We start from the raw sequence: 16,981 nt of genomic DNA, 5'->3' as shown, positions 1-16,981 counted from the left end.
TGGTCATACGAGCACTATGGGACACATGTCTTCGGCTCCGCCCATCGCCGAGCTCACCCAGCGCGCGCAGACACTGTCGTCCGCGGGTGATCTGCAGGGCGCGCGCCGGGTCCTCGCCGGGGTGCTCGACCGGGCCGGCGCCACCGACCCGCGCGCGGCCGATCCCGAGCTGGCGCTGGCCGCCGCCCTGCACGCGCGCATCCTGATCGCCCTCGGCGACTCGCACGGCGCCCGGCTCTGGGCCGCCTTCGCGCACGAGGCCGAGGAGCGCCTGCACGGCCCGCGCGACGAGCGCACGGTGGCCGCCGCCGCGACGCACGCCGCGATCCTGCAGCGGGTGGGCCATCACGGGCGGGCCGCGCAGGTCTACGAGCGACTCGTCAACGACCTGACCGCGATGGACGGCCCCGACTCGCCGCGGGTGCTGGCCGCCGAGGCCGACCTGGCCACCGCCGAGCACGCGGCCGGGCACTGCACCTCGGCCCGCTCCCGGCTGACCGGCGCCTGGGTGCGCCATCGGCATCGCCACGGCGACGCCGCCCCGGCCGGCATCAAGATGCTGGCCCGGCTGGGCGCGATGGAGCGCGAGTGCGCCCGCGACGCCGAGTCCGCCGAACACCTCGCCCTCGCCCAGGAGCTCTGCGCCCGCTACCTTCCCGCCGACCATCCGCTGGTGCGGCAGGTCGCGGCGCTGGCGACCGCGCCCGCCTCGGGCCGGCACGTCTGCGGCCGCGTCGAGCAGTCCGCCGGGCCGCCGTCGGTGCCGTTTCCGCGCCGGCCGGCGGTGCCCGACCCCGAGCAGGGCGGCGACTTCCCGCCCGACGACCCGCTGCGGCCGCCGCCCGACAACCGGCCCACCGACCCGAACGGCACGGTCTACCAGCAGCCGCTCTACCTCTCCGACGTGGCCCGGGCGCCGGGCGACCTCACCGGCCGGCACGCCCGCGCCGACACCCCGCCGCCGATGCCCGGCCAGCGCACCGCCGGCGACGGCCGTCCGGTCGGCGCGGCGCCGGCCTCGACGCTGGCCACCCCGCCCAACTCGGAGCGGCTGTTGCCGGTGCCCGCCGAGCAGCCCGTGGCGCCCCGCCGGCGTCAGCCGTTCCTGCTGGTCGCGGTGCTGATCGCCGGCATCGCGGTGGCCGTCGCGGTGATCGCGCTGACCCTGCCCGACGCCGGCGGCGCGACCGGCGCGCAGCCGACCGTGCCCGTGTCGTCGGCGCCGGTCGCCGCCGGCCCCGCCTCGTCCGCCCCGCCGACCAGCGCCCCACCGACCAGCGCCGCGCCGACCGGCGACCCGGGCGCGCCGACCGGCGTCAAGCTCAAGGACAACCGCGACTCCGTCTCGCTGAGCTGGGCCTACCCCAAGGACGCCGAGGGCCCGGTGCTGATCTCCGGCGGCCGGACCGGGCAGCCGCTGCGGGCGTTCCAGCAGCTGCCGGCGGGCACCACCGACTACATGGTGTACGGGCTCAACGCCACCCAGAACTACTGCTTCAAGGTCTCGGTGGCGTACTCCACGGACCGGATCGCCGCCTCGGCGCCGGTGTGCACCGAGCGCTGAGGTCGCTCCCGTTCCGCAACCGTCCGGGACCGGTCCCGCTCCCGGCTCTCCCCACACTGATTTGTCACGGCCCCGGCAGGAAGCAGGCATCTGTGACGACGAAAGCGGCGGAGCGCGTTGACGCCCCGGAGGGGCACGGGTTCTCCGCGCCGTCCGGAGAACCCGGCGCCGGCGGCGGCTCGGCACTCGAGCTCGCGGCTGCCCTGCTGGAGCTGGAGACCCGGGACGTGACCGCCTTCCGCGCCGTGCGCGCCCCCGCCGAGGAGGTGCGCCGGGCCGCCGAGGAGGCCGGCGACGAGGAGGCCGCCCAGCGCGCCGCCCTGCTGCTTGCCGACGTGTTGCTGCGCGAGGGCCGGGTCGGCGAGGGTGGCCGGCTGGCCCACCAGGCCCTCGCCTGGGCCGTGCGGCACGACCAGCCCTACGTGCAGGCCCGCGCCCACCGCGAGCTGTCGATCTTCTACCGGCTGGTGGGCGACATCTCCGACGCCCTCACGCATGGCGTCCAAGCCGTCGCGAACCTCGCCGACGACGTCGCGCCGGGGATCCGCGCCCGGCATCTGATGACGCTGGCCGTGGCGCTCGACGACAGCGGCTCGACGGAGGAGGGGGGCAGGCGCTCCCGGGAGGCGCTCGACCTGGCCGAGGAGATCGGCGACCGCGAGCTCGAGCTGCTGATCCTCAACAACATGACCTACACCGCGTACGAGAACGGCGATGAGCCCGCCGCACGCGCGCTCGCCGGCCGGATGCAGCGGGTGTCGGCGGCCACCGGCCGGCAGCTTGCCGCCAACGAGCTGGACACCGTCGCCCGCGTCGAGATGATGGGGAACCGGTTCGACTCGGTCGAGGCGGCGCTGGCGGGCGTGATCGACGGCCGGATCGCGGTGAACGAGGGCGACGCGGCGGGCGAGTGCATGCTCACCCTCGCCGAGGCGCGCCGGCTGAACGGCCGGTTCGCGCAGGCGCAGGTCGCGCTGGACCGGGCCGTGGCCGAGTGCGAGAAGAACGGGCTGGCCCGGCTGCGGGCGCGCGCCCGGCAGGAACAGGCGGCGCTGCACGCCGCCGCGGGGGACTACAAGGCCGCGTACGAGGAACATCTGCTCTTCCACGCCGACTCGGCGGCGCTGCATTCCGCCCAGCGTGAGTCCCGCGCCCGGGCGATGCAGGCGGTCTTCGAGGCCAACGAGGCGCGGCGGGCCAGCGAGCACTTCCGCGAGATGGCGCATCGCGACGCGCTGACCGGGCTGCACAACCGGCGCTACGTCAACGAGCGGCTGCCGGCCCTGCTGGCCGAGGCCGCGGCGAACCGGGGGCCGATCTCGGTGGCGATCGCCGACCTCGACCACTTCAAGCGGATCAACGACACGCTGTCGCACGCCACCGGCGACACGGTGCTGCAGCACATCGGCCTGCTGCTGCAGGAGGCGGTGAGCGGGCCGATGATCGCGGCGCGGATGGGCGGCGAGGAGTTCCTGCTGGTCTTCCCGGGGATGGACGGGGCCGAGGCGGCGCGCCGGTGCGAGCTGCTGCGGCTGCGGATCCGTACGCACGGGTGGCACGCGGTGACCGGGGCGCTCGCGGTGACCACGAGCATCGGGGTGACGACCGCGGTGGACGGGCGGGCCACGGTGTCGGCCCTGCTGTCGCAGGCGGACCGGAACCTGTATGCGGCCAAGCGGGCGGGGCGCGACCGGGTGGTGACCGACCTCAACTGAGCCGGTGCCGCCCCGGGGTGGTGCCGACGATCCCGGCGAAGGCGGCGATGAAGCCGCTGGGATTCGCCCATCCGCAGGCGTGGGCCACCCGCGTGGTGTCGTGCCCCTGGGCGAGCAGCACGAGCGCGTGGCACACCCGCAACTGGGTGCGCCACTCGTAGAAGGTCATGCCGAGCTCGTCGTGGAACAGCCGGCTGAGCGTGCGTCCGCCGGCGCCGACCATCCGGCCCAGCTCGGCCAGGGTGCTGCCGTCGGCGGGGTTGTCGTCCAGGATCCGGGCGACGGCCCGCAACCGGTCGTCGCGCGGCTCGGGCAGGTGCAGCGGCTGCTCGGGCGCCTCCCGCAGCTCGTCGGCCAGGACCCGGTGCAGGCGGGCGCGCGGGCCCCGGCCGAGCTCGCGCCGGCTCAGGGCGAGCAGCACCTCGCGGGCAAGCCCGGAGGCCAGGAACACGGCGGGGTGGCTCGGCAGCAGCCGGGCCAGCGAAGCCGGCAGGAAGACGATGCGCATGTCGGTCTCGCCGTGCGCGCGATGGTGGTGGGTGGATCCGGCGGGGATCCACGCGATCCGGTTGGCCGGGACGATCGAGGTGCCGCGCTCGGTGTGCATCGACAGCACGCCCGCCGCCGCGTACACCAAATGGCCGCGCGGATGGGAATGCGCCTCGCTCGTGCCGCCGGAGGGCCACAGATGCACGCCGCCGGACGGCCAGATCCGGGACTGGCGGGCTGTGGGCATAGCTTGGCATTTTACCGGTGGGCGGCCGTACGGACTGGCGGCCACAGTGCAGGCATGACGACGATGCGAGCGGCGGTGTGTGTGCGGGCCGGTGGCCCGGAGGTGCTGGAGATCCGGGAGCTGCCGGTGCCGGCGGTCCGGGACGGCTGGAGCCTGGTGCGGGTGCGGGGCGCCGGGCTCAACCGGTCCGAGCTGCGCACCCGGCAGGGACATTCGCCGGGCGTACGGTTTCCGCGAGTGCTCGGCATCGAATGCGTGGGGGAGGTGGCGGCCTCGACCGATCCGGCGCTGCCCGAGGGCGCCACGGTCGCGGCGATGATGGGCGAGATGGGCCGCGAGTTCGACGGCGGCTACGCCGAGTACGCGTTGCTGCCGAACGCGCTGCTGATGCCGATCACGAGCACATTGCCCTGGGAGGTGCTGGCGGCCTTGCCGGAGACATATCTGACCGCGCGAGGCGCCCTGGACGCGCTGGGCGCCGGGCCGGGCGACCGCCTGCTCATCCGGGGTGGGACGTCGTCGGTCGGGCTGGCCGCCGCGGCGATCGCGTCCGGCGACGGCATCGAGGTCGCGGCTACCACCCGGCAGCCCGGCAAGGCCGGCGCGATGACCGCGGCCGGCGTCGGCCACGTGCTCCTCGACGACGCGGCCGCGCACGACCTGTGGCCGCAGGGGCCGAGCCACGTGCTCGACCTGGTCGGCGCCGCCACCGCCGCCGACTCCCTGCGCCTGGTCCGCCGGGGCGGGACGGTGTGCGTGGCGGGCTCGCTCAGCGGATGGCTGATCCCGGGCTTCGAGCCGATCGCGATGATCCCGTCCGGCACCAGGCTCACCGCGTTCCACAGCAACGACCTCCGGGGCGCCGCGGGCGCGGCCGTGCTGCGCCGGGTCGTCCACAATGTCGAGACCGGCGTCTACCGCCCGAACGTCGACCGGGTCTTCGGCCTGGACGACATCGTGGCCGCGCACCGGTACATGGAGAGCAACCGGGCCACCGGCAAGGTGGTCGTGGTGCCCTGAGGCCGGGCGGTCCGCCGGGGCCGGGTCGCGGCGATGCCCGGGGAGTAAATACCCTTCGTGGGAACGCTCCCGGGGAGGTCGTATGAGGCGGATGCTGTCGGCGGTGCTGATCGTCGTCATCCCGTTGGGACTGGTGGCGGCGGAGGTCTCGCCGGCGACGGCGCCGATCTATCTCGACCCGGCGTACTCGCCGGCCGAGCGGGCCGCCGACCTCGTCTCGCGCATGACGCTGAAGGAGAAGGCCGGCCAGATGGTCAGCAGCATGGCGGCCGCCATTCCCCGGCTGGCGGTGGCGTCGTACGGCTGGTGGAACGAGGCCGCGCACGGCGTCGCGCGGGAGCAGACCAACGACGGGGACAACCCGCCCAATCTGACGAACACCACGTCGTACCCGGTGTCGTTGTCGTTGGGGTCGACCTGGAATCCCGGATTGGTCAACCGGGAGGCGGGCCTCATCTCGGACGAGGCCCGCGAGGTGGTCCGGGACAACCGGCTCGACCTCGACTTCTACTCGCCGACGGTGAACCTCGCCCGGGATCCGCGGTGGGGCCGCAACGACGAGACGTTCGGCGAGGACCCGCTGCTCACCGCGACGCTGGCCGCGCAGTTCGTCGACGGGCTGCAGGGGCCGGCCAAGAAGGGTTACGCCAAGGCGATCGCCACGGTGAAGCACTACGCGGCCAACAACAGCGAGTCCGACCGGCTCCGGGGCTCCTCCGACATGGACGAGCGCACGCTGCGCGAGTACTACACGGCCCAGTTCCGCGACGTGATCCGGTGGAGCCACCCCGGCTCGATCATGAGCGCCTACAACGCCGTCAACGGCGTGCCGAGCGCGGCCAACGCGCACCTCATGGAGACCCTGGCGCGGCAGACGTACGGCTTCGACGGCTACTTCACGTCCGACTGCGACGCCATCTACGAGATCATGGCCGGGCAGAACTGGCTGCCGCCCGGGCAGGGTCCGCTCGACCAGTACGGCCGCACCGCGGCGGCGCTGAACGCCGGCGAGGATCTCAACTGCAACATGGGCTACCACGACGAATGGAGCTACGAGAACACGATCCCGGGCGCGGTCGAGCAGGGGCTGGTCAGCGAGGACACCGTGGACGTCTCGCTGGTGCGGCTGTTCACCGCCCGGTTCGCGCTCGGCGAGTTCGACGCGGAGCAGCGGGTGCCGTGGGTGGCCGAGGCCCGCACGCGGCTCGCCCCGGGCACCTGGAAGAACGACGAGTCCAACAAGGCGGTCACGCAGACGCCCGAGCGGTTGGCGATGGCCCGGCAGGTGGCCGACGAGAGCATCGTGCTGCTGCGCAATCAGGGCAATGTGCTGCCGCTGAGGACCGGCAAGAAAATCGCGGTCATCGGCACCTTCGCCGACCCGACCGAGTTCTATCTGGGCGGATATTCGAGCAATCAGACGCACTCCGGGATTGCCAACTCGGTGACCGGGTTGCAGGGGTTGCAAAAGGCGTACAGCGTCGACTTCCTGCCCGGCACGACGCCGGGCAACCTCGATGTGATCGACCCGGCGGCGGTCCGGGCGGCCGCGGGATATGACGCGGTCATCGTGTACGCCGGCACGGATCAGCAGACCGCGAGCGAGGATCACGACCGCGCCACGCTCGCGCTGCCGGGCGCGCAGGCCGAGCTGATCCGTCAGGTGGCGGCGGCCAATCCGCACACGATCGTCTATCTGGAAACGGTCGGTCAGGTCGACGTCTCGTCGTTCGCCGGCACGGCCGCGGCCATTCTCTGGAGCTCGTTCAACGGGCAGCGCAAGGGCGAGGCGCTGGCCGACGTCATCTCCGGCGCGGTGGCGCCGAGCGGCCGGCTGCCGTTCACCTGGTATGCCGACGAGAGCCAGCTCCCGCCGCTGGAGGACTACGCGATCCGCCCGTCGGCGACGAGCCCCGGCCGCACCTACCAATACTTCACCGGGAAAATCGCGTATCCGTTCGGATTCGGCCTGTCCTACACAAGTTTCCGCTACGACAACTTCCGTTTCGACGGGAAAGCGGCGACGGCCACGGTGACCAACACCGGCAAGGTGAAGTCGGCGGAGGTCGTCCAGCTCTACGCCACCACGCCCGACTCGCCGAAGAGCAAGGAACGCCCCCGCAAACGCCTGATCGGTTTCCGGAAGGTCGTTCTCGAGCCGCACCGGAGCGCCGACGTGACGATCCCGGTCGATATCGCCGATCTCGCCTTCTACGACGAGAAGGCCAAGGCCTTCCGCCTCGATCCGGGCCGCATCGGCCTGCAACTGTCCACGTCGAGTGCCGACAAAGACATCAAGCAGCAGGTGTACGCCTCCGTGGGCACCCCGCCGGCCCCCACACCGGCCGTCGTCACCGCCAAGCCTGGCCGCGTCCAATTCCCGGTGGGCGCCCACATCGACCCGCACCCCACGGTCGCCTACTCCGACCAGAGCATCCGCGACACCCCGGTGACCTACGCGAGCAACCGCCCCGCGGTGGTGGAGGTGACGCCGGGCGGCCTGGTCGCCCGCGCCGCCGGCGTAGCCACCGTCACCGTCACCGCCGGCGCGGCCCACGGCGCGTTCGTCGTCAAGGTGGTCGACCCCGGATAGCCCGTGACGGGCCCCACACATTTATTTACGACCGGTCGGTCGTTTTGTAGGGTCGGTGGCATGACCATCGACGGCCGCCTCGCCCGCGGGGAGCGCACCCGCACCGCGGTGCTCGACAGCGCGCTGGTGCTGGCCACCTCCGAGGGCCTCGACGGGCTCTCGCTCAGCCAGCTCGCCCTCGCGCTCGGCATCAGCAAGGCCGGCCTGTTCGCGCATTGGCGCTCCAAGGAGTCGCTGCAGCTCGCCGTGATCGAGCACGCCCGCGCGCAATGGGTCGACGAGGTGATCAAGCCGGCGCTGCGGGCCCCGCGGGGCGTCCGCCGGCTGTGGGCGGTGCACGATCGGCGGCTCGCGTTCTACGAGGGCGAGCGGCTGCCCGGGCGCTGCTTCTTCGCCAACGCCAACTTCGAGTTCAACGCCCGGCCCGGGGCCATCCGCGACCGGCTCGAGGTCCAGTGCCGCGACTGGATGACATTTCTGACCGGGCTATGCACCGAGGCCGTCGAGGCGGGCGATCTGCGCCCGGTCCTCGATCCCGCGGCGCTCGCCTACGAGGTCGAGGCGCTCGGCGTCTGCGCGGTCATGCAGGCCCCCGTGCTCGGTCCCGCCACCTTCCGGCACGCCCGCCGGGCCCTGCTCGACCACCTGCGGGCGCTCGTCACCGACCCGACTCTTCTGGAGCAGCCATGACCACCACTGTCGCCTATGGGCACACCACCGCCGTACCCGTGCATTTCGACGACCTCGACGCGCTCGGGGTGCTGCACAACTCCCGCTACGCCGTGATGCTCGAGCGAGCGATGATCAATTGGTGGGCCGAGCGCGGCGTGTCGTTCGCCGACGGCCGGCCGACCACCCCCGACGCGTTCAGCGTCGTCCGCGAATACGCGATCACCTTCCACGCGCCGGTGCGCGGCACCGGCGACATCGCCGTGCATTTCTGGTTGGAGCACCTCGGCACCACCAGCGCCGACTATCGCTTCCGCTTCACGTCGGCCGACAACCAGATCGTGTACGCCGAGGGCAGGCGCGTGAACATCCGCCTCGACCCCGCGACGATGCGCCCCTCGCCGTGGACCGAGCCGGGGCGCGAGCTCGCCGCCCAGCTCCTGCGCTCGGCCTAGGATTCGCCCGGCACGGCCGGCAATGGCCCGGTCGCGCGCCGGTACCATGACGCGTGCTCCTCGAACGGGCCCTCACCGATCCGGCCGTGCGCCCGCTCCCGTCCCCGGCCGCCGACCTGCTGCGCGGCCTGGACGCGCCGCCGCGCCTGGCCGCACACCTGCGCGCCGTCCACGACGTCGCGGTCGACCTGACCGACTGGCTGGCCGCGCACTATCCGGCGGTCCCGTTCGATCGCAACGCCGTCCTCTTCGGGGCCGCCACCCACGACATCGGCAAGACGCTGCACCTCGCCGAGCTGTCCGCCCCCGGCTCCCAGCACGAGCCGGCCGGCCGCGACCTGCTGCTCTCCTTCGGCGTCCCGCCCGAGCTGGCCCGCTTCGCCGCCACCCACGCCTCGTGGCACGACCTCGGCATCGAGCCGGAGGACCTGCTGGTCAGTCTGGCCGACAAGATCTGGAAGGCCAAGCGCGTCCCCGATCTGGAACAGCTGGTCGTCATCCGGCTGGCCGCCGCCGGGGCGATCGAGCCGTGGGAGGCGTTCCTGGCCCTCGACGAGTGCCTCGACCGGCTGGCCGCCGGCGCCGACGACCGCCTGGCCTTCCAGAACACCTATCCGGTGGCCCACGCGTAGGCGGAACGGCCGGTCCCGCCGACTCGGCCCGCACCGCCGCGCCCGCCGGACGGCCCGGCGACCGGCGGCGCGGACGCACCGGTCACCCGACCGGCAGCACCACCCGCGACTCGCCCAGCTCGATCGTGTGCCGCGCGGGCGCCAGCTTCGTGCCCGTGCCGGGGTTCTCCGCCGTGCCGAGGTTCCGGCTGAACTGCGGATAGCACCCGCCCGCGACCAGCACCCGAATCCGCGACCCGGCCGCGAACCGATGTGCCGCCGGCAACAGCTCCAACCGCAGCGGCACACCCTCATCGCGGTGAGCGAAGCGCCGATATCCCTCGGTGACGTTGCGCGACCCGCGCGCGGAGACCTCGCTGACCCGCACGAACACGTCGAAATGCGGATTGTCCGACCGATGCGCCAGCTCGATCACGGGCGACCCGAGCAGTTCCAGCGGCGCCGGAAGGGGCGACCCGGTGAACGCCAGCACGTCCGCCCGGGCCGCCAGCGCGCTGTCGTCCACGTATCCGCCCCCGTCCAGCAGCGGGCCGCCCACCGCCGGCGTGGGCGACGCCGGATCGAACGTGAAGCTCGCCGACCCGGGAGCGGCCGTCTCGCCGAGGCCGCCGCCCGGCAGCAGATGCATGGCGAGCGAGGTGGTGGGTGGCGGCCAGGCGTCCATCTCGCGCCACTCGCGGCTTCCGGTCACTTTGACGCGTACGCGGGAAGCACGGCGCAACGGCTCGCCGCGCAGCTTGGCCCCCAGCCAGTCCAGCGCCTCCGGGATCAGGATCGACGCGCCCCTCCCGATCACCTCGGAGTGCGTCCACGGCCCGATGGTCAGCCCGACGTCGGCGCCGCGGGCCGACAGCCGGGCGAACTGCTCGACGGTCTGCCCGAGGAAGAGGTCCTGCCACCCGCTGTGCAGCAGGATCGGGATCCGGGCCCGGTCCAGCGCTTGCGGATATCGCATCGGCGCCCAGTAGGGATCGTCGAGGTCGGCCCGGGTGACCCGGTCGCGGAACCACCCCGCCCGCCCCGCGTAGTGCCGCTCGCCGGCGTCGGCGAGCGGCAGGTCGGTGAAGACCGGCCGCAGCGCCCGCTTCCGCGCCGCCCCGCCGATCGTCTGCCGGATCGCCGCCGTCGGCGACGGCCTGTCCGAGCGCGGCAACCGGGAGACCATGTCGCTCCACCCGACCAGGTCGAGGTTGAGCGCGCCCGTTCCCCAGGAATGCCGGGCGAAGTCGTGCGGTCCCACGGTCACCACGGCCGCGGCCAGCTCCGGCGGCGGGTCCGCGAGCAGCGTCCACTGCGTGTAGCCCAGGTACGACGGCCCGATCGTCGCGAACGTCCCGGTGAACCAGGGCCGCGCCACCAGCCACGCCACCACGTCCCGGCCGTCGTCGCCCTCGGTGCGCATCGGGTCGAAGTCGCCGCCCGAGGCCGCCGTGCCCCGGCTGGACACGAACAGCACGTGATAGCCCCGGGCCGCGTACGGGCGGGCGTACAGATGATTGAACGGAAACCGGCGACCGTACGGCCCGCGCACCAGCAGCGTCCCGGCCGGCTCGCCGGCCGGGACGTAGTGATCAGCCGCCAGCGTCACCCCGTCGCGCATCGGGATGCGCAGGCCCCGCTCGATCCAGAAGCTCCGCGCCGGGCCGGGCAGCCCGAGCACCCGCGTGACAAGGTGATCCCGCAACGACATGATCTCCCGGACCCCTACCCGACGACGTAGTCGTTGAAGACGTGGACGCCGTCGTGGGCCCCGCCGGAGTTGGACCGGTTGGTGTTGAAGTACAGCTTGCCGCCGCTGAGTCCGACGCCCTCGATCTCGAAGAACGAGTACGCCGAGGACGTGATGCGGAAGGAGAGGTCGGTGGCCGCGGGCGCCGTTCCCGTCGTCGCCGGCGTCACGTTCCGGTAGACGAGCACGATGCTGCGCTTGTCCTTGGTCAGCGGGTTGTAGAGCACCTTCTTGCTCTCGTCGTAGAAGAAGCCCTGGTTCTCGAAGGTGCCCAGGTCGGACACCGGGGCGCCGTTGACCAGGGCGCCGTCGACCTGCAGCGTGAACGCCTTGGTCAGGTCGACGGTCCCGGAGGAGGCGCGCAGCGGGAGGCTGCCGTTGTAGACCGTCCGGCCGCTCTTGAACATGAACGTGATCGCCGTGCTGGAGACCGCGACCCGGTCGACCCCGGACGGGGCCAGCACCGCCCCGTTGAGCCGCAGCTGGTACGACCCGGCGTAGTAGTAGGTGGCGCCGTCGTAGCGGAGCCGCACGAGCTGGGCGTCGCTGTCGCCGTCCGCCATCGTGACCACGAACAGGTGGTGCTGCCCGTCGATGTCGACGATCGTCATGTCGTTGCCGTGCCCGAGCCAGGTGGTGGTCGAGGTGTTGTCGGTGCCGTTGCGCATCACCACCCGCTCCCCGGTGGTCTTGTTGACCCGGTAGATGGCGGCGATGTCGTCGTGGCCGGTGTGGTTCTTGATCGAGTAGAGATAGGTGCTGCCGGCCGCGAAGCCCTGCACCCCGGTGCAACAGCTTGTGTCCGGCGTGGCGGCGATATCGGTGTACGTGTTGTAGTAAGCAGCTTGGGCCGCGGCGGCCGGCCAGCCTGCGAACACGGCCATCGCCAAGCCGCACACCGCCGCGGCGCGCGAGACTCTTACCTTGAACACGCGGGAATCCCTCCGTCGATCAGATGTCCACTCCGGTGGTGGCCATTTCTACCAGCTCTGGCCGGTGGCTCGCCGGTGCGCCATCCTGGAGCCCATGCCTACCGTCTACGAGGCCGCGGGCGGCGCCGAGGGCCTGACCCGCCTGGCCGCCGCCTGGCACGAGCGCGTGCTCGCCGACGAGGTGGTGAGCCATGCCTTCAGCCGCGGCTACCGCCCCGACCACACCGAGCGGCTGGCCGCCTACTGGGCCGAGGCCCTGGGCGGCCCGCCGGCCTACTCGTCCGGCTACGGCTCCGAGACGACGGTGGTCCGCATGCACAGCGGCAACGGCCCGCACGACGAGATGGACCGGCGGGCGATCGCCTGCTTCGACCAGGCGCTGATCGACTGCGGCCTGACCGAGGAGCCGCTGCGCCGGGTCCTGCACGACTACTTCGCCTGGGCCACCACCACGACGATGTCGCGGTACCACGATTCGGCCGCCGACGTCCCGGCCGATCTCACCATTCCGCGCTGGTCGTGGGACGGCCGTCAGGATGACCCGGGGAGCTCGCTTGGCGAGTAGCGGTACCGTCACGATGGGTATCGATGGGAGGGTCCGATGGGCGAGTTCACCGGCGTCGACGTGCCGCGGCTGACGGCGATGGGGGACGCGGTGCGGGAGGTGGCCGGCCGGCTCGATCGGCTCGGCGCCGGGCTGGAGGCGGCGACGCACCAGGCCGACGGCGCGATCGAGGGGTCGCGCACCTGCGAGTGGGGCCTGCCCGACGTCACCCGCAACTGGCACGGCAATCTCGAGCGTCTCGCCGCGGACGTGCGCGAGTTCGCGGAGGAGCTGCACCGGACGGCCGCCGACTACAAAAGATCAGACCTGGACGCGTACGGGCGGATCAGGTCGACCGGGACGGGGTTCTGATGGCCGGCATCTCGCTGCCGGGCCTGCTCGGCGCCGACCCGGGCCGGTTGCGGGCGGCGGCCGCGCGCTGGGACCGGCTGGTCGAGGACATCGACGACACGGTGGAAGATCTCGTGCAGGGCACCCGGGAGCTGCCCGACTTCTGGGTGGGCGACGGCGCGCAGGCCGCCCAGGAGCGCAACCGGCGGCTGCAGCTGCAGATCGGCAACGCGCACCGCTACTGCGGCAAGATCGCCGAGACGCTGCGCCGGTTCGCGTACGACGTCGAGCACTACCAGCAGATGCTGCACAGCGTGGTGGCCGAGGCGCGGGCCGACGGCATGGCGGTCGACCTGGCCTCGGGGCGCATCACGGCGCCGCTGACCGGGACCCGGGCGAGCGTCGACTCGTACCTGGCGCAGATCGAGGAGATCCTGGCCAAGACCAACGACGCCGACCGGCTGGCGCGCGAGACGCTCGACCGCAACCGGATTCGCGAGGAGGAGCGCCCCGCGGGCGAGCTGCCCGAGGTGACCCCCGACTTCCTGCTGGTGGACATCGGGCCGGCGCTGCGCGCGCAGGCCTGGCACGAGATCCATCCGCTCAACCGGGAGCAGCTGATCGAGCAGCACCCCGAGCTGGTCGGGCCGGCGGTCGGCCTGCCCAGCGACGCCCGCGACCGGGCCAACCGGCTGCTGCTCGCGCGCAACAGGGCGGCCCTGCTGGCCCGGCAGCAGCGCCTCGAGGAGCAGCACGACGGCGCCGCGAGCCGGGCGACCATGGACACCGAGCGGGGGCTGGCCGACATCGCCGCGATCGAGCGGCGGCTGGCCGCCGAGCCGGGCAGCCGGCTGATGAGCTACCCGCCGGCGGTGCTGGCCGAGGGCGACCCGAAGTGGGACAACTATGTGCCGCCGGTGAAGTTGCGGAAGTAGCGCCGGATAGCATCGGGAACGGTCCGAATCCTTCAGCGCCCTAGGAGTGCACCGTGTCCGCCGACCCTCTAGTCGTCCCGGCCGGGACTGCGGCCGCCGACGCGGTGGCCAAGGCCGGCCTGCCCACCAGCGGCCCCAAGGCGGTCGTGGTGGTCCGCGACGCGGCCGGCCGGCTGCGTGACCTGGACTGGCAGCCCGAGCTCGACACCGACGTGACCCCGGTCGCGATCGACGAGCCCGACGGGCTGAACGTGCTGCGCCACTCGACCGCGCACGTGCTGGCCCAGGCGGTGCAGGACATCTTCCCCGAGGCCAAGCTGGGCATCGGCCCGCCGATCCAGGACGGCTTCTACTACGACTTCGACGTGCCCAAGCCGTTCCAGCCGGAAGACCTGTCGAAGCTCGAGAAGCGGATGCAGGAGATCGTCAAGGCCGGCCAGAGCTTCCGGCGGCGGGAATACAAGTCGCTCGACGAGGCCAAGGTCGAGCTGGCGTCGGAGCCTTACAAACTGGAGCTGGTCGACCTCAAGGGCGACGTGGATGCCAACGAGGTGATGGAGGTCGGCCACGGCGAGCTGACCCACTACGACAACGTCGACAAGGACGGCAAGCGCGTCTGGGGCGACCTGTGCCGCGGCCCGCACCTGCCCACCACCCGGCTGATCCCGGCGTTCAAGCTGATGCGGTCGGCGGCGGCGTACTGGCGCGGTAGCGAGAAGAACCCGCAGCTCCAGCGCATCTACGGGACGGCGTGGCCGTCGCGGGACGAGCTCAAGGCGTACCTCAATCGTCTTGCCGAAGCGGAACGCCGCGACCACCGCAAGCTCGGCACCGAGCTCGACCTCTTCTCGTTCCCCGATGAAATCGGGTCGGGCCTGGTCGTCTTCCACCCGAAGGGTGGCGTGATCAAGCGCGAGATGGAGGACTACGTCCGCGCCCGCCACATCGAGGAGGGCTTCCAGTACGTCGGCTCGCCGCACATCACCAAGGAGGGGCTGTTCCACACCTCCGGGCACCTGCCGTACTACAAGGACACGATGTTCCCCCCGATGGAGCTGGAGGGGGCGAACTACTACCTGAAGGCCATGAACTGCCCGATGCACAACCTGATCTACAAGGCGCGCGGGCGGTCCTACCGTGAGCTGCCGCTGCGGTTCTTCGAGTTCGGCTCGGTCTACCGCTACGAGAAGTCCGGCGTGGTGCACGGCCTCACCCGGGTGCGCGGCCTGACCCAGGACGACTCACACTCCTACGTGACCGCCGAGCAGGCGCCCGATGAGATCAAGCACCTGCTGAATTTCGTCCGCTCGCTGCTGGACGACTTCGGACTCGACGACTATTACCTCGAGTTGTCGACCCGAGACCCCAAGAGCGACAAGTTCATCGGTACGGACGAGCAGTGGGCCGCCGCCACCAAGGTCCTCGAGGACGTGGCCACCGACTCCGGCCTCGACCTCGTGCTCGACCCGGGCGGCGCGGCCTTCTACGGCCCCAAGATCAGCGTGCAGGCCAAGGACGCGATCGGCCGCACCTGGCAGATGTCGACCATCCAGTACGACTTCAACCAGCCGGCCCGCTTCGGACTCGAGTACCAGGCCGCCGACGGCACCCGCCAGGAGCCGGTGATGATCCACTCGGCGAAGTTCGGCTCGATCGAGCGGTTCTTCGGCGTGCTGGTCGAGCACTACGCGGGCGCGTTCCCGGCGTGGCTCGCGCCCGTGCAGGTGGTCGGGATCCCGATCCGCGACGATCACGCTTCGTACCTGTCGGAGTTTGTCGCCAAGCTGCGCGCCGCCGGGATCCGCGCCGAGGTCGACCACGGCGACGACCGCATGCAAAAGAAGATCCGTACGGCCCAGCAGCAGAAGATCCCGTTCATGGCCATCGCCGGCGACGACGACGTGGCCGCGGGCACGGTCTCGTTCCGCTACCGCGACGGCTCGCAGCGCAACGGCGTCCCGCTCGACGAGGCGGTCGCCCACGTGGTCGAGGTCGTCCGCTCCCGGGTGAACACCGGCCCGTCCGCCGCGGCCGAGCCGGCAGCCGGCTAACGCCGGAGAGTTCGCCTCACCCGCCCGGAAGCCAGGATGTAGGCGACCAGCACGACGTTGGGAATCGTGTCGATCGCGACGCCCACCGCCGACTTCATGTGGAGCGCGTGCCAGGCCAGCAGGAAGGCGACCGACAGGGCGTTGACGGCGACGCTGTGGGCGATGGCGGACCGTTTGCGCCGGAAGATGAGCACGAACACGAGAGCGGTGTAGAGGATCAGCAGCGCGTTCGAAACGACGTAGAAGGCCAGCGCGGGGGCCGGCACGAACGAGGTGAGGCCGGCCACCGACGGGTCGGCGGCGACGATGAGCGACGCGATGGTCAGCCCCAGGCCGTGGGCGGCCAGCACGCCCAGCGCCACCAGATAGACGATCAGCCAGCCGCGGATCGGCTCGTCCGCCGCGATCCGGCCGCAGGGAAGCCTTGCAGTCCGGTGCATGACCACTCCCAGGAAGTGTGTTGTGCACCCATTCTTGGAGCGGCCGGCCGAGCGGTCGATCGTGGTAGCACCCCCGTGCCGGTGGTGCTACCTCCACCCGACCCGCGCGCCGTGATCGCCGCCCAACTCCGGCCGCGCATCCACCGAGCCTCGCCGCCCGCACCGCGACCGACCTGATCACCGCGGTGAAGGACCGCCTCGCTGCCATTGCTCTGCTACCTGCGCTGCCACCACCATCGGGTGACAGACGCGCTACCCCATTTACACAGCCCCACGGCAGCCCCGAAGGGGCGCGGACGAGTTTGCTCTGCTCACCGCCGGGAAGCACATGCCCCTTTGCTCTGCTCACCGTGGGGAAGCACACGCTTCGTAAGTAGCGCCGCACGGTAGGTGAGGACTGCTTACCTCTATAAGCGGAACAAGGGGGCGCTTCCCGCCGGTAAGCAGTCCTCCTACTCCCTTCGGGTGACGCCACGCTGGCGTGAAAATCGGGGTCGGTCGCTGGATCGTTGGAGTGGGTGGGTTGCTCGTTGACGCCGACAGCTCTCTTGCGATCTTGTGAACCCGTTAAGCAGTCTGGTGCCGGGGCCTCGACCCGAAGGGTCACTTACTGTT

Annotated in this window: 15 protein-coding genes; 11 read left to right on the top strand and 4 right to left on the bottom strand. The window is 71.9% G+C overall.

The genetic code is table 11. The annotated features are described in order from the left end of the window. Positions 1-25 precede the first annotated feature (25 nt). Positions 26-1,564 carry a fibronectin type III domain-containing protein gene (locus tag ACFQS1_RS37455; RefSeq protein ID WP_378977228.1) on the top strand — a complete coding sequence of 513 codons (1,539 nt, stop codon included), beginning with the start codon at positions 26-28 and terminating at the stop codon, positions 1,562-1,564. A gap of 92 nt (positions 1,565-1,656) precedes the next feature. Continuing rightward, a complete protein-coding gene (locus ACFQS1_RS37450; RefSeq protein WP_378977226.1) occupies positions 1,657-3,279 on the top strand; it encodes a GGDEF domain-containing protein in 1,623 nt (540 codons plus the stop codon). Here ACFQS1_RS37450 and ACFQS1_RS37445 read toward each other — a convergent pair. Next, on the bottom strand, positions 3,272-4,015 hold the full coding sequence (locus ACFQS1_RS37445) for an AraC family transcriptional regulator (RefSeq protein ID WP_378977224.1): 744 nt from the start codon (positions 4,013-4,015) through the stop codon (positions 3,272-3,274). The genes ACFQS1_RS37450 and ACFQS1_RS37445 overlap by 8 nt on opposite strands. 54 nt (positions 4,016-4,069) lie before the next feature. On the opposite strand from ACFQS1_RS37445, the gene ACFQS1_RS37440 reads away from it, so the two are divergent. From ACFQS1_RS37440 to ACFQS1_RS37420, 5 genes are all read left to right on the top strand, one after another. Next, the gene (locus ACFQS1_RS37440; RefSeq protein WP_378977222.1) at positions 4,070-5,035 is read left to right on the top strand and encodes a zinc-binding dehydrogenase; all 966 of its coding nucleotides are present in this window, start codon (positions 4,070-4,072) and stop codon (positions 5,033-5,035) included. Between the two features lie 82 nt (positions 5,036-5,117). Next, a complete protein-coding gene (locus ACFQS1_RS37435) occupies positions 5,118-7,628 on the top strand; it encodes a glycoside hydrolase family 3 C-terminal domain-containing protein (protein ID WP_378977220.1) in 2,511 nt (836 codons plus the stop codon). 60 nt (positions 7,629-7,688) lie between these two features. After that, positions 7,689-8,318: a TetR family transcriptional regulator C-terminal domain-containing protein gene (locus ACFQS1_RS37430; RefSeq protein WP_378977218.1), complete on the top strand. Its 630-nt coding sequence runs from the start codon at positions 7,689-7,691 to the stop codon at positions 8,316-8,318. Beyond that, positions 8,315-8,752, top strand: coding sequence for an acyl-CoA thioesterase (locus ACFQS1_RS37425; RefSeq protein ID WP_378977216.1), 438 nt, complete (start codon positions 8,315-8,317; stop codon positions 8,750-8,752). The genes ACFQS1_RS37430 and ACFQS1_RS37425 overlap by 4 nt, the downstream gene beginning before the upstream one ends. A 53-nt stretch (positions 8,753-8,805) precedes the next feature. Next, the gene (locus ACFQS1_RS37420; protein WP_378977214.1) at positions 8,806-9,384 is read left to right on the top strand and encodes an HD domain-containing protein; all 579 of its coding nucleotides are present in this window, start codon (positions 8,806-8,808) and stop codon (positions 9,382-9,384) included. A gap of 82 nt (positions 9,385-9,466) precedes the next feature. Here the strand turns inward: ACFQS1_RS37420 and ACFQS1_RS37415 are convergent, their stop codons facing one another. Together ACFQS1_RS37415 and ACFQS1_RS37410 are read right to left on the bottom strand one after the other, a co-directional pair. Further along, a complete protein-coding gene (locus tag ACFQS1_RS37415; protein ID WP_378977212.1) occupies positions 9,467-11,074 on the bottom strand; it encodes a CocE/NonD family hydrolase in 1,608 nt (535 codons plus the stop codon). A gap of 14 nt (positions 11,075-11,088) precedes the next feature. Further along, positions 11,089-12,045, bottom strand: a complete 957-nt coding sequence (locus ACFQS1_RS37410; RefSeq protein WP_378977210.1) for a hypothetical protein — start codon at positions 12,043-12,045, stop codon at positions 11,089-11,091. A gap of 94 nt (positions 12,046-12,139) precedes the next feature. Here ACFQS1_RS37410 and ACFQS1_RS37405 point away from each other — a divergent pair, with 94 nt between their 5' ends. Genes ACFQS1_RS37405 through thrS form a run of 4 tightly spaced genes read left to right on the top strand, consistent with a single transcriptional unit; the run spans position 12,140 to position 15,926 of the window. Continuing rightward, entirely contained in the window at positions 12,140-12,610 is a 471-nt protein-coding gene (locus tag ACFQS1_RS37405) for a group II truncated hemoglobin (RefSeq protein WP_378977208.1), read from the top strand. A 36-nt stretch (positions 12,611-12,646) separates the two neighbouring features. Beyond that, the gene (locus tag ACFQS1_RS37400) at positions 12,647-12,961 is read left to right on the top strand and encodes a hypothetical protein (RefSeq protein ID WP_378977206.1); all 315 of its coding nucleotides are present in this window, start codon (positions 12,647-12,649) and stop codon (positions 12,959-12,961) included. Then, entirely contained in the window at positions 12,961-13,875 is a 915-nt protein-coding gene (locus ACFQS1_RS37395; protein ID WP_378977205.1) for a WXG100 family type VII secretion target, read from the top strand. The genes ACFQS1_RS37400 and ACFQS1_RS37395 overlap by 1 nt, the downstream gene beginning before the upstream one ends. 53 nt (positions 13,876-13,928) lie before the next feature. Continuing rightward, positions 13,929-15,926 carry a threonine--tRNA ligase gene (gene thrS / locus ACFQS1_RS37390; RefSeq protein ID WP_378977203.1) on the top strand — a complete coding sequence of 666 codons (1,998 nt, stop codon included), beginning with the start codon at positions 13,929-13,931 and terminating at the stop codon, positions 15,924-15,926. Here thrS and ACFQS1_RS37385 read toward each other — a convergent pair. Then, positions 15,923-16,366 carry a hypothetical protein gene (locus tag ACFQS1_RS37385; RefSeq protein ID WP_378977201.1) on the bottom strand — a complete coding sequence of 148 codons (444 nt, stop codon included), beginning with the start codon at positions 16,364-16,366 and terminating at the stop codon, positions 15,923-15,925. The genes thrS and ACFQS1_RS37385 overlap by 4 nt on opposite strands. Positions 16,367-16,981 lie beyond the last annotated feature (615 nt).

Origin of the sequence: Paractinoplanes rhizophilus (assembly GCF_042664765.1) — a bacterium.
GTDB lineage: Bacteria > Actinomycetota > Actinomycetes > Mycobacteriales > Micromonosporaceae > Actinoplanes > Actinoplanes rhizophilus.
This window is presented reverse-complemented; position numbering and strand designations above follow the sequence as displayed.

Coding starts and splice junctions, on each gene's coding strand:
- ACFQS1_RS37435 (WP_378977220.1), top strand. CDS start 5,118: ATGAGGCGGATGCTGTCGGCGGTGCTGATCGTCGTCATCCCGTTGGGA.
- ACFQS1_RS37400 (WP_378977206.1), top strand. CDS start 12,647: ATGGGCGAGTTCACCGGCGTCGACGTGCCGCGGCTGACGGCGATGGGG.
- ACFQS1_RS37395 (WP_378977205.1), top strand. CDS start 12,961: ATGGCCGGCATCTCGCTGCCGGGCCTGCTCGGCGCCGACCCGGGCCGG.
- ACFQS1_RS37455 (WP_378977228.1), top strand. CDS start 26: ATGTCTTCGGCTCCGCCCATCGCCGAGCTCACCCAGCGCGCGCAGACA.
- ACFQS1_RS37425 (WP_378977216.1), top strand. CDS start 8,315: ATGACCACCACTGTCGCCTATGGGCACACCACCGCCGTACCCGTGCAT.
- ACFQS1_RS37445 (WP_378977224.1), bottom strand. CDS start 4,015: ATGCCCACAGCCCGCCAGTCCCGGATCTGGCCGTCCGGCGGCGTGCAT.
- ACFQS1_RS37415 (WP_378977212.1), bottom strand. CDS start 11,074: ATGTCGTTGCGGGATCACCTTGTCACGCGGGTGCTCGGGCTGCCCGGC.
- ACFQS1_RS37405 (WP_378977208.1), top strand. CDS start 12,140: ATGCCTACCGTCTACGAGGCCGCGGGCGGCGCCGAGGGCCTGACCCGC.
- ACFQS1_RS37440 (WP_378977222.1), top strand. CDS start 4,070: ATGACGACGATGCGAGCGGCGGTGTGTGTGCGGGCCGGTGGCCCGGAG.
- ACFQS1_RS37385 (WP_378977201.1), bottom strand. CDS start 16,366: ATGCACCGGACTGCAAGGCTTCCCTGCGGCCGGATCGCGGCGGACGAG.
- ACFQS1_RS37430 (WP_378977218.1), top strand. CDS start 7,689: ATGACCATCGACGGCCGCCTCGCCCGCGGGGAGCGCACCCGCACCGCG.